8 protein-coding genes are annotated in these 12,961 nt (G+C 53.3%); 3 read left to right on the top strand and 5 right to left on the bottom strand.

The genetic code is table 11. From position 1 onward, the window contains the following. Positions 1-40 precede the first annotated feature (40 nt). The 5 genes from FHS90_RS07205 to FHS90_RS07185 all read right to left on the bottom strand — a co-directional run bounded on the left by FHS90_RS07205 (position 41) and on the right by FHS90_RS07185 (position 8,137). Complete coding sequence (locus FHS90_RS07205; protein ID WP_182512527.1) at positions 41-2,554, bottom strand: S8 family serine peptidase; 2,514 nt, start codon at positions 2,552-2,554, stop codon at positions 41-43. A 515-nt stretch (positions 2,555-3,069) separates the two neighbouring features. Then, on the bottom strand, positions 3,070-3,996 hold the full coding sequence (locus FHS90_RS07200; protein ID WP_066833746.1) for a transglutaminase-like domain-containing protein: 927 nt from the start codon (positions 3,994-3,996) through the stop codon (positions 3,070-3,072). A gap of 439 nt (positions 3,997-4,435) precedes the next feature. After that, complete coding sequence (locus FHS90_RS07195) at positions 4,436-6,064, bottom strand: acyl-CoA carboxylase subunit beta (RefSeq protein WP_182512691.1); 1,629 nt, start codon at positions 6,062-6,064, stop codon at positions 4,436-4,438. A gap of 263 nt (positions 6,065-6,327) precedes the next feature. Further along, a complete protein-coding gene (locus tag FHS90_RS07190; protein ID WP_066833736.1) occupies positions 6,328-7,347 on the bottom strand; it encodes an MlaD family protein in 1,020 nt (339 codons plus the stop codon). A 13-nt stretch (positions 7,348-7,360) separates the two neighbouring features. Then, complete coding sequence (locus tag FHS90_RS07185; protein WP_066833733.1) at positions 7,361-8,137, bottom strand: N-acetylmuramoyl-L-alanine amidase family protein; 777 nt, start codon at positions 8,135-8,137, stop codon at positions 7,361-7,363. A 68-nt stretch (positions 8,138-8,205) separates the two neighbouring features. Here FHS90_RS07185 and FHS90_RS07180 point away from each other — a divergent pair, with 68 nt between their 5' ends. From FHS90_RS07180 to FHS90_RS07170, 3 genes are all read left to right on the top strand, one after another. Further along, positions 8,206-10,893: a putative LPS assembly protein LptD gene (locus FHS90_RS07180; RefSeq protein WP_153042665.1), complete on the top strand. Its 2,688-nt coding sequence runs from the start codon at positions 8,206-8,208 to the stop codon at positions 10,891-10,893. A 145-nt stretch (positions 10,894-11,038) separates the two neighbouring features. After that, positions 11,039-11,857, top strand: a complete 819-nt coding sequence (gene panB / locus FHS90_RS07175) for a 3-methyl-2-oxobutanoate hydroxymethyltransferase (protein WP_066833727.1) — start codon at positions 11,039-11,041, stop codon at positions 11,855-11,857. A gap of 208 nt (positions 11,858-12,065) precedes the next feature. Next, positions 12,066-12,749, top strand: a complete 684-nt coding sequence (locus FHS90_RS07170) for an RluA family pseudouridine synthase (protein ID WP_182512526.1) — start codon at positions 12,066-12,068, stop codon at positions 12,747-12,749. Positions 12,750-12,961 lie beyond the last annotated feature (212 nt).

Raw genomic sequence — 12,961 nt, 5'->3', positions numbered from 1 at the left:
ACTACAACGGTTTTTCCCCAGAATCAAACTAACGTTCTCCTTAGAATACCACCACCCGCGCCTGCAGCAGCTGCCCTTGGGCTGACACCACTCTCACCATATACAGACCTGCCGACAAACCTGCAGTAGACAAGGACTTCACCGCGCCGTCTTGATGGGTTTGCCGTAGCAGACGCCCCAGGTGGTTATACACCAGAATCTGGCTTTTTTGGTCATCATGGGTGATCAGGCTTAATTCATTACCGGCTTTGATGGGGTTAGGGAACACCTGGATATATTTTGCAGGAGCAAACACCACGGCCTCTGTTGGGCTGTAGAAGGTCTGGCCGGTGCTGGTGACCACCTTGATTCTGTATTCGTTTCTGCCAGGGGCTGGCTCCAGGTCCTGCAGCACATAACCAACCTGCCGCGACAAAGGAATCTCTGATAGGGTTCTGAACTCACTGCCAACCTTCTTTTCCAGAAAAAGCGCCGCCACCCCGTACGTGGTGCTCAGCTCTAGATTCAGCAGAACCGTGTCTGTGACAAACCGCTGCGCCAAAAAATTCTTTATGTAACAGCTTACCCCTTGCTGTGCATAGTGAAGGGTTAGGCTGCGCTGTCCATTTAGACCTGCAACCAGCGGGCTTACGGCATAATACAGGGAGCCATTCATATTCTTAGACAGTACCACCATGGTGTCTGCTGTCTGCACCAGAGGCTCCAGAAATTTCTCCCCCAGGCTATACACCTGGTACTGTTCTGCGCCTTCTGCTTTGGGCCAGAAAAGCATCACCTCCTCCCCGCACTGGTACCCCACCTGCATCTGCAGTACCGGGCTCACAACCACCGTTCCTGTGGCAAACACTTCAGCCCCTATGACCATGCGCAGTTCTGCCAGCCCGGCGGTGTCTGCGGGAGCTGTCCAGTCAAGCTGCTCCTTAGCCAAATCTACCCGCTCTTGCAGCACCTGCCAACGCCCTGGTGCCGTTCCAGCCCATCTGAACTCCAACCGGCCCTTCTCCCCGGTATTAATAGGCCGGTGCCACCGGAGCCTGTTTTTCTCACCACTCCTTAGGGGGCTCCCGGCCGTTGGGTAGGCCCATGCAAATCTCTGCTCAAACTCATACACCACGCTGAAGTCCTGATCACCTGTATTCACCCCGAACCCTGTCACATGCAGCTCATAGGGACCTGCCTCTGGCAACGCCAGCGTGACCTGCTCCACATTGTTCAGACGGTCCACCTGCCGGCGGGCGGGCAACAGCAGGGAGTCTTTATGCGGAAACGTGCTAAGTCCCCACGGCAGCCACTCCCGCCCAGTAGCAGGAGAGGTTAACTTCAGGTCCAGGTCGTTGAGTAACGCAGCGGGAGCGTTGGGCAGACCTTCTACCTCATGCCAGACCAAGGTCGCTTTTAGCCGGGATGTTCCAGCCGGAACCAGAACGGGAATCTTCTGTACCTGCCCCTGCCCTACTTTCCCCAGCGCAAATCTGTTCTCCTGCACGGCCTGCACCGCACCCAGCGCATCTGCGTTGCCAAATCCGGCGGCGTAGTCCACCTCAGGGCTTCCTTTATCATCTGCGGCATTGAGAATAGCGGCTTTCACCAGGTGCGACGGCGGCAAATGCCCACCCTGCTGTTTCTGATACGCCTGTTGCACCAGCAGCGCAATGCCAGACACCACCGCAGCGGCCTCAGATGTGCCAGACTCCCCAAAGGCCACTACCTCCGGCTTGATTCGCCCGTCATAGGTGGGGCCGCGGGAGCTGAGCAGCCCCACCTGCCCCGCCGTATCTATTGCCCCCACGGTTAAGGTATTTTTTGAAGCTTTGAACTGCCCGGTGAGATTTGCAAAGCCCGTCAGGGCGGCATACGGCCCGTCTGCCGCGGCCTGGTTTCCGGCGTTGCCGGAAGAGAACACGTGCAGCAGCTCTGGGTACTGCAACACCTGCCGGTCATAGGCCTGGCTTTCCAGCCCGTAATAATTCTCTACCCCCACCCCGTACGAATGGTTCTGCACCGTCACCCTCAGGGTTTTCAGCTGGTTCAGGTTATCTGGCATGAGGTTGGCAAAATCTGAGGCCGTGAGGGTGCTCTGCCAGGCCACGCCCTTTCCGGCCGGTGAGGAATTGCCGCCGCCGCCAATGAGTGTGGCCATAGTGGTGGCATGCGGATTGGCCACTCCCGTGAGCCCCGCTGAGGGAATCACCCTGTGTTTGAAATCAATGTCTGCCGAGTCAAACTGGTTCTCTTTCACTGACGCCACCAGCCCTACCCCGGTTAAGTGGGGAAACCGCAGGTGCAGCGCCTCTACGTTATTTACAGTAAGGTCAGCGTTCTGCAGGTGCGCCTCTTCCCGCGCCTCTCTGTTTGCTACATCTACAAAGGTTACCCAAGGGCATTGCGTCAAGGCCAAATAATCTTTGGAATGTAGGTTTGAAAGAAGGGCTGTGCGGCTGGCTGAGTCTACCTGAAGTAGCTGGGCGGTGGGCAGCGTTTTGTAAAGCCACTTGGTGAAGGATGGAACATCTGTTACCTGCACCCGCACCTGGCGCTTGCCTTTACTTTTCAACTGCCTCAGAGCGGGAGCCAGTTTTGCTGTTGTCTCATGGGCAGAAAGAGGCGCTGGCGCGTTTTGACCAGCAACAGGAGCTACCGCCCCTGCGCACAGAACCGCCGCCAGAAAAGCACTTACAATAAAACGAGTCAATGTATCTCCCATAAAGGCTCCTTCTCCTGCCACAGCATAGAAAGATACATATTTTCAGCTTCGTTTCAAGTGCCTTGGGCTTACAATCTGCCTTATAAGTAGAAAGATAAAATAAATTATATATTATCATCCTGGAAGGATCTTGTGAGCGAACTAGAGAAGCTCTTTTTGGCCGCTTCTGCCGTTTGCCACCGAGATCCTTTCAGGATGACAGAGAGTAAAGTATGTATAGGTATTTCTGTCCAAGTACTTAAGTTACCATTGCCCAACATTTCAACGCCGCAGGAGGAGCATAAAAAAAAGCTGCCCCTCTGAGCAGCTTTTCAATCTTTCTGTTTTCGGCCTGTTTTACAGAAAACAGCTCAAAAACGCATTTCTTACCAATCGTCTCCTTCCTTAAAATCTTCATCACCTGTCTCGTCTTCGCCCTCAGAAGGGTCTTTCTCTTCAGAGGCAGAGGCTACGGGATCATCAGAGAGCACCTCCAGCAGTTTTTCTATTTCTACGGCCTTCTCAGGGTCGTTCAGTTTCTCAAAAGACAGAGAGAGGTTCCGGAGGGCGCGGCGCACAATGTCAATGGGTGCGCACGGCTCATAGAAGATATCCACCGGGTTCAGGTTCAGCTGCAGAATGTAGTTGTCAATGTCTGCCTTGGTGAGAATAAGCCCCCGGTTGTAGACATTGATGTAGAACTGCGGAAGAATATCGCCTTTAAAGGTCAACACAAACAGGTTGGGCAGGTTCACCCCGTACACCGGCAGCCCCAACCGTTGCGCCAAGTTGAGGTAAATCACGCACAATGAAAGCGGATTCCCACGTTTACTCTCCAGCACCTGGTTGAGCATGGAGTTGGCCGGCGCGTGAAAGTTCTTGGTGTTGGCTGAGAAATGGTGCAGTTTGAACAGCACGTGGTTCAGCGCTTTTACCTGGTCATACGGGTGCATGTCTTCCTTCACGTGCACCCAGGCCTCATAATAGAGCTCGGCCAGGCGCTGGTTCAGTTGCTCCAGCGTCACGTCTGGGTATTGGTAGGTATTGACCAGCCACATGCCGTGCAACAGGTCAGTTGCCCCCTCCTCTTTCCAGGCCTTCATTCTGCGGCGCAAGGCCTCATACTGCAGGTCATGGATCAGGTCTTCCAGCTTTTTCTGGTAATCTGGGTTCAGGCTTTCCTCCCAGGACTCCTCCAGAAACGGAATGATGGTCTCCCCCAGCTCTACAATTTTGCCCTGCACGTGCGCCACCACATCCGGGTCTTCATCATCTAACAGGGAAATAAGCGCTTTTATCTCTTTGTTCGTCAACTCTATTCAATTAAGAATTTAAAATTAGGAATTAAGAATTACATCTGCTCAGAAAACCTAGCAACAGATTCTCCAAAACCCACTTTTAGAGAACGTGAATCAAGGACAAAGCGTTTCCGGGCTGTTTTTCTGAAATCAGCCCAAAAACGCATTTCATCCTTCTTCCCTTGGTTTGCTACTGCTTTTGAACCTGCCCACCAGTGCCTGCAGTCCTGTTTCTGGCCCGTTTTCCTGAAAACAGGCCAGAAACGGAAACCAGAGCAGAAGTTTGTGCCAGACACCTCTTGCCCTTCGCCCGCCTCTGGCGAGCGAGGGGTACAAGCGGCGTCCCGCTTCAACTACACCCGTGATTCGGCCAGAGGCCGAAGGCAGCCCACACTCGCCAGAGGCGGGCCAGGGAATCCCTGTCAAATTCTTAATTCTTAATTCTAAATTAAAATCAGGTTTGGATCACGCCTACGTTAAAGGGCTTGGTGATAGGCGCGTGGTTGGCGGCCTCAATGCCCATGGAGATCACTTTGCGGGTTTCCAGCGGGTCAATGATGCCGTCTACCCACAGCCTCGCCGCCGCGTAGTACGGACTCAGCTGTTCATTGTAGCGCGCGGTGATTTTGTCCAGCAGTTCTTTTTCGGCCTCCGGGGTAATCTCTTCGCCTTTGGCTTTGAGAGACGCCACCTGGATCTGCAGCAAGGTTTTGGCCGCCGAGGCGCCGCTCATCACGGCCAACTGCGCCGTGGGCCAGGCGTAGATGAGGCGCGGGTCATAGGCTTTGCCGCACATGGCGTAGTTACCCGCGCCGTAGCTGTTGCCCACAATAATGGTAAACTTGGGGACCACGCTGTTGCTCATAGCGTTCACCAATTTGGCGCCGTCTTTAATGATGCCGCCGTGTTCGGCTTTGCTACCCACCATAAAACCAGACACGTCCTGTAAGAATAGGAGCGGAATCTTCTTCTGGTTGCAGTTCATGATGAACCGAGCGGCTTTGTCTGCGCTGTCTGAGTAGATCACGCCGCCCATCTGCATCTCGCCTTTCTTGCTTTTCACAATCTTGCGCTGGTTGGCCACAATGCCCACGGCCCAGCCGTCAATGCGCGCCAAACCGCAGATGAGGCTCTGCCCGTACAGGTCTTTGTAAGGCTCAAACTCTGAGTTGTCTACCAGCCGCAGAATAATGTCCATCATGTCATAGGGCTTCACGCGGTCCTGGGGCAGAATCCCGTAGATCTCCTTCGGGTCCAGTTTCGGCTGCGCCGATGCCACGCGGTTGAAACCGGCTTTGGGGTTGTCGCCCATCTTGTCAAAGATGTTGCGTATGTGGTCCAGACACTCCTGGTCAGTTTTGAACTTGTAATCGGTTACGCCGGAGATTTCTGAGTGGGTGGTGGCTCCGCCGAGGGTCTCGTTGTCAATGGTTTCGCCAATGGCCGCTTTCACCAGGTAAGAGCCCGCCAGGAAAATGGAGCCGGTGCCTTCCACAATCATGGCCTCGTCACTCATAATAGGCAGATACGCGCCGCCCGCCACGCAAGAGCCCATGATGGCCGAGATCTGCACGATGCCCTCACTGCTCATGATGGCATTGTTTCTAAACATGCGCCCAAAGTGCTCTTTGTCCGGGAAAATCTCGTCTTGCATGGGCAGGAAAACGCCCGCGCTGTCTACCAGGTAAATGACCGGCAGGCGGTTCTCCAGGGCAATCTCCTGGGCTCTAAGGTTTTTCTTAGCGGTGATGGGGAACCACGCCCCCGCTTTCACGGTGGCGTCATTGGCCACTATCATGCACTGCCGGTCTTTTACGTAGCCAATGCCCGTGACCACGCCGCCGCTGGGGCAGCCGCCGTATTCCTGGTACATGCCTTCGCCGGCAAAGGCGGCAATCTCCAGGAATTCAGAATCTTCATCTATTAAATATTGAATGCGCTCACGGGCGGTAAGTTTTCCTTTCTCGTGCTGCTTGCCAATGGCTTTCTCGCCGCCGCCCAGTGCCACCTTTTTAAGTTTGGCTGAAAGCTGAAAGGAAAGCTGCTTGAGGGCGTCTTCGTTCTTGTTGAATTCAATGTCCATGATGGGTGCGTACAATAGATGTTGTTGGGTACGGGAATAGTGAAGCAAAAAGCCTTCAGGTGCAGAGGTTCTACAGAAGGCGCCCCTTATTCCCTACATACGGTTCGTTTACAAATATAGAAATTATGGCGAGCCAACCTAACACCTGTTAGCAAAGTTTCTTTTTTTGGTAAACGGAAGAAACAAAAAAGCGTTTCCGGGCTGTTTTTGAAAAACCAGCCCGGAAACGCTTCCTGTAGGGTATCCCTTCTCAGGGGTAAACGTTAGTTTTTCTCTACCTCCTCCACCGTGCCTGCCTTCTGCACATTGGTGGCATTTTTTACTTTAGCGGCTTCTTTCACGCTGCCGGCTTTGTCAACTTTGGTACCGCCGCCAATCTGCAGCAGGGAGAAGTGCACGTAGCGTTTAGGGTTGGCTTTCAAGTCCATCAAAAGGGCATTCAAACTCTCAGAAGAGGCATTCAGGTTGCGGTACAGGGAGTCGTCATTCATGATGCGGCCCAAGGTACCGGTGTTCTCATTCAGCCTGCGCATGGTCAGCTGGGCCTGCGCCACGGTGCTGTCCAGCCCCCGTATGGTCCGGTTTACTGACTGAATATCAAAAGTGTCTGAGAGGGTGTTCAGGTTAGAGGCCAGCTGACTGAATTTGGCCTCAGTCCCCCGCAGGGAAGCGGTTAGCGCGGCCAGGTTGCCCGTAATCTGGTTGATGTTGCCCTGGTTAGACAAGGCTATCATGCGAAGCGCCTCTGAGGTGGCCTCTGCATTGAGCAAGATAGACTGGATGCTCCGTTTGGCATCTTTGTCCAGGAACTGGTTCAGTCTGACCAACGTGGAGTCAACCGTATCTAAAACCGGCATGGCTTTTTTGGTGAACATATCGGTCAGGCTTTCCTTCTGGAAAGGGATCAGGTGTTCCCCGCCTTCATAGCGCGTCCTGTTCCGGCCCATGTACAGTTCTATGGACTTGCCTCCCAGCAGGTCTGAACTCACCAGCTGGGCTACCGTAGAGTCACCCACTTCAATGTCTTTGTTGATCGCCAGCGTGACCATGATCGCGTTCCCCTTGTTTTGCTGCAGCTGCATCTCCTGCACCAGCCCCACCCGCAGACCATTCAGCACCACCGGGTTTGATTTGGTCAGGCCTTCTACGTTCTGATAGGTGACATAATAGGTACGGGTATCTGAGAAGATATCTGTTCCTTTGAGGAATATATAGCCCACATAGAGGAGTACTACGGCTACAATGCCGAGTAGCGCCACTTTGAGTTCTTTAGAAAATTTCACAGTGTAGGATTAGTTAGTTCATGGCCTCCAGCTCTTGCTTGTATTCTTTGAAAGCGCGGTAAATGCCTGATGCCATATACGTTTGATTGGTCTTATCGTTGAGAAACACTTCTTCCTTGGGATTGGTCAGGAAGCCAATTTCAATCAACGCGCTGGGCATGGCTGATTTCCAGAGCACTAAGAAGCCCGCCTGCTTTACGCCGCGGCTGGAGCGGCCCACTTTATGTTTGAATTGCTGCTCTACTTTCTGGGCAAATCTAAGACTGTTGTCAATATAGGCGCTCTGGTACAGGCTGAAAAGAATATGGCTCTGCGGGGAGCTGGGATTAAAGCCGTTGTATTTCTCTTTGTAGTTTTCTTCCTGCAAGATAACCGAGTTCTCGCGCTGGGCCACAGACAGGTTGCTGGTGGTTTTGTGCAGCCCCATGGTATAGGTCTCGGTCCCGAAGGCGGCGCTGGGGCCGGAGTTGCAGTGAATGGAGATAAACAAATCTGCGTGGTTCTTGTTGGCGATGCCCGCCCGGTCAATCAACTCTACAAACGTATCATTCTTACGGGTGTAGATGACGTTCACGTCTGAAAGATTTTCTTCAATCAGGCTGCCCAATTGCAGGGCCACCTTTAAGGCAACATCTTTCTCTTTGGCAGAGTTACCGTTACACCCGGTGTCTTTCCCCCCGTGACCGGCATCAATCACCACCGTGCGTATTTTCACTTCCTTCCGCTTGACAGGAGTGAAGGAAGGCAGAAATAAAAGAACAAGTACGGTAAGCAGGACAATATTTTTCACGGTATGCGTTAGTTAAAAGCTATTGTTAATAACTTTGTAGCTAAGTAACAAAATAACAAAAACTTTACTTGATTCCGAAAAGATCCCTCCAGTTTTTGGTACTAGGCCTGTTGCTACTGGCTGCGTTTTTTTCCGGCACAGAGGGAAATGCACAAGTACGTCCCGCCTCTACTACCACCGCCTCACCTGACTCTGTCACCGTTAACGCCGCCGCTGATACTACTAACGCCGCCAAGCGCGGCGATATTGAGACCACTATCAATTATAAGGCCAAAGATTCTATCAGGTATGACGCCATCAGCCAGATCATGTTTCTGTACGGTGACGCGCACATTGATTATGGAGAGATAGCCCTGGACGCCGCCTTTATCCAGATCAACTGGAAAACCAACATCATCACCGCCCAGGGGGTGCAAGACTCTACCGGAAAGCTCCAGCAGCAGCCGGTGTTCAAAAACGGGGCGGAGACCTACCAGGCGGAGAGCATGACCTATAACTACAAAACCAAGCGGGGCAGGGTCATGGGGGCCATCACCACCCAGGGGGAGGGCTACATTCACGCGGAGACCATCAAAAAAAACGAGCTGAACGAAATTTACGGCCAGCACGCCAAATATACCACTTGTAATCTAGAGCACCCCCACTTTTACATCAAGGCCACCAAAATGAAGGTGATTCCCAATGACCGGGTGGTGGCCGGGCCGTTCCATCTGGTGTTTGCAGACGTACCAACGCCCATTGGGTTTCCGTTCGGGTTCTTCCCCTCACCGCGCACCCGGGGGTCTGGGGTGATCATTCCCACCTTTGGCGAGTCTGCCCAGCTGGGCTATTACCTCAGCAACGGGGGCTTTTACTGGGCCATGAATGAGTACATGGACATGCGTTTTACCGGTGATATTTATTCCCTGGGAGGCCATGCGGTAAACGTACAGTCTAACTATACCAAACGGTACAAGTTCAACGGCAGCTTTAACATCAGGTATGCCTCTAATAAAGGGAATGAAAGCATCCCGTTTGGCCGCACCACAGACCAGGTGCTGAACCTGGGCGATTCAAAAGACTTCTCCCTTAGCTGGAACCACACCCCTATCACCTTACCCGGCAAAGGGCAGTTCTCAGCAAATGTGAATGTAAGCAGCCAGTTTGCCAATATCAGAAACCCCAATGCTACCATTCAGAACACTTTATCCCCCAGCTTTTACTCCACCGTCTCTTACCGGAAGAGCAGCCCCAATTCGCCTATCAGCTATGATTTTGTTCTGGCCCAATCCCAGACCAATTCATATGACGTAACCAAACCCCAGGTCATGACCCTCAACCCCCAGGCCAGCTTCTCGGTATCCAGCCAAAGCCCTATTGAGTGGTTTGGCGGCACCCTCACCGGCAGATGGATTGAGGGGATCAGGCTGGGGTATAACCTGCGTTTAAGTCAGAATATTTCTAACAATGTACGGTTGAATGGCGGGCAAAGCTATCCGTTTACCAATGTGGCAAGCCGTGACACCATTTACCCTATCAGCTTTACGAACCTGGGGGAGATCTACCGTAACAGCAACAGACCCACCATTACCCATGATATTCCTATCACTTTAGGGACAGTAAACCTGTTCAAGTATTTCAAACTCACCCCTGGCGTAAGCTACAGTGAAAGCTGGTTTACCCGCAAATACACGTATAGCAGCCTTCCCGGGAGTGATGTGTTGAAAGTAGACACCCTCAACGGATTACACCGGGCCTACCAATACTCCGGCAACCTTTCCCTCACCACCAACATTTACGGCATTGCCCAAATCAAAGGGAAAAAGCTGGAAGCCATCAGACACACGCTCACCCCTTCTGTCTCTTATAACATTACCCCAGATTTTGGCCGGCCGGAGTATGGTTTTTACCAGCGGGTACAGACAGACAGCCTGGGCAATTCCAGACTGGTCTCCAGGTTTGGGGAGGGCGCCTCTGGTATTCCGGGCGTTGGATTCAGTAGCGCCATTGGGTTCAGCATTCAGAACAACGTGGAGATGAAAGTGAAGACAGACAGCGCCGGGGTATTCAAGAAAGTGAGTCTGATTGACGCCTTTGGCATTAGTGGCTCTTACAACATGGCCGCTGACTCTTTCAAACTTTCTACTATCAATGTCAACCTGAACACCAGGCTGTTCAATGATTTCGGGTTCAACCTCACCGGTAGCTTTGACCCTTACCAGTACGTGAACGGCCGCCGGGTTAGCCGGTATCTGCTGCAAGACGGGGGCCTGCGGTTTGCCCGCCTCATGAACCTGAATTTCAACACCAGCTTTGAGCTAAACCCCACCGCCCGTAAACAGCAGAACACAGCCGCCGCCAACACGGGAGCTCCACAGCCTACCAACCTGCCGTCACTGCAGCGCAACCTGACCGCCGCAGACTATGTGGAGTTTAGCATTCCCTGGACCATGTCAGTGCAGTTCACCTCCAACTTCGCCCGTGACTTCAGCACTGACCGCCTGGTGAACAATGCCACCTCTGCGGGGATCAACGGCTCAGTGACCCTCACAGATAAATGGGCGCTGACCTACACCACCAACTATGACTTCAAAAACAAGACACTCAGCTATACCAGCCTGAACATAAACCGGGACCTGCACTGCTGGCAGATGTCTATCAGCTGGGTGCCGCTGGGGCCGTTCCAGAGTTACTCTATTAACATCAACGCCAAATCTTCTCTGTTGCAGGACCTGCGCATAAGACGCAGCGAGAGCGCCACCGGCAGGTACAGATAAGTAAAAGCACCTGCATGAAACTGCACCAGAAGGCCATCTTTGAGATGGCCTTCTGTTTTTCACCTGTTTTGGCGAAAAGAGGTCAAAAACGCTTTTGGTACGGTAGGTTCTTTTATACCTTTGCCCCGTTCAAATTCATACTGCTATGTCGGTTCACAAACCCGAAGTCAAGATTGTCACTACCCACCAGCTGCACAGCATGAAAGAGCGCGGGGAGAAGATCTCTATGCTCACCGCCTATGACTACTCCATGGCTACCCTGCTGGATGCCGCCGGTACAGATGTCTTACTGGTGGGTGATTCGGCTTCTAATGTGATGGCGGGCCATGACACCACGCTCCCCATCACGCTGGACCAGATGATCTACCATGCGTCTTCAGTGGTGCGCGGGGTGCGGCGGGCCTTTGTGGTGGTAGACCTCCCCTTTGGCTCGTACCAGGGAAATTCCTCAGAAGCCCTGCGCTCAGCCATCAGGATCATGAAAGAATCTGGCGGCCACGGCGTGAAGCTGGAAGGCGGCGTAGAAATCAAAGAATCCATCTCCCGCATCTTAAGCGCCGGGGTACCGGTTATGGGCCATCTGGGGCTTACCCCGCAGTCTATCTATAAGTTCGGGACCTACTCAGTGCGCGCCAAAGAAGAGGCCGAGGCTGAAAAACTCCTCTCTGACGCCCGCCTTCTCCAGGAACTGGGCTGCTTTGCCATTGTACTGGAGAAGATTCCGGCCTCCCTGGCCAAACGGGTGGCAGAGGAACTGCATATTCCCATTATTGGCATTGGGGCCGGACCGCACGTAGACGGGCAGGTGCTGGTGATCCATGATTTGTTAGGCATCACCAAGGAATTCAAACCACGCTTTCTCCGGCGGTACGCCGAACTACACGAAACCATCACCACGGCGGTCAGCAACTACGTGAGTGACGTGAAATCCCGCAACTTCCCCAGCGAAGACGAGGCCTATTAGTCCCTGGTCTTCAACTACAGCCCCAGAGAAGACTGCCCGCGCGGTGCCCAGACTACCTGAGTCGCTGCTGAAGCCGAGCATCTCTTCTCCCAGCAAGTCTGTTTTGGGGCTGTTTTTCTGAAAACAGCCCCAAAACAGAAGGTTACGTTACCCACAGTACCGCTCTCTCTGAACAGCAACCAAAGACTATCTCTCAACCAGACAGAAAATGCCCTACCCGCCCCTAGACGTTTTGTTTGAAGACAACCATGTGCTGGTGGTAAACAAACCAAGCGGGCTGCTGGTGCAGGGCGACGAAACCGGGGATGTTCCTTTATCTGAGCTGGCCAAAGACTACCTGCGGGAAAAGTACCAGAAACCCGGCAATGTCTTTATAGGAGTGGTGCACCGGCTGGACCGGCCGGTAAGCGGGGTGGTGGTGCTGGCCAAAACCTCTAAGGCCCTCACCCGGCTGAACGAGCAATTCAAAACCCGTAAAACTCAGAAAATCTACTGGGCCATTACGCAACGGGCACCCCAGCCCGAGGCGGGCACGATGGTTCACTGGCTGGTGAAAGACCCCGCCCGCAACGTCACCAGGGCCCTCTCCTCAGAAAAACCCGGTAGCCAGCGGGCTGAGCTGAGCTATACTCTGTTAGCGACCAGAGGCGGGCAACACCTGGTGGAGGTAAGACCCGTGACCGGGCGCCCCCACCAGATACGAGTCCAGCTGGCTTCCCTGAAATGCCCCATTCAGGGTGATGTGAAATATGGTGCCCCCGCCCCCCTCCCCAACAAAAGCATCTGCCTGCACGCCCGCGAACTGGGATTTGAGCACCCTGTCCTGAAAACCTGGGTGACGGTGCAGGCCCCCCTGCCGGCCATTCCCGCCTGGCAGCCGTTCCAGCCCTAGGTTCCTTCTACACTTCGGGCGCTGGCCGCACACCTGTTTCCGGGCTACTTTTTAGAAAACAGGCTGAAACCAGGTAGGGCGGCCGCTGCGTAAAAGGTACGGCAAAAGTGATTTTCGTCATTTTTCCAGATTTTTAAAGAGTGCTTTTTGTTAGGTAAGCAGCTTGAGTTGTAGCTTTGTGAACTTATTCTCCCTGAGACTGTTTCTTTAAG

This window comes from Rufibacter ruber, assembly GCF_014138425.1.
Taxonomy (GTDB): Bacteria; Bacteroidota; Bacteroidia; order Cytophagales; family Hymenobacteraceae; genus Nibribacter; species Nibribacter ruber_C.
The sequence above is the reverse complement of the archived record's forward strand: the minus strand, read 5'-3'. Positions and strand labels throughout refer to the sequence as shown.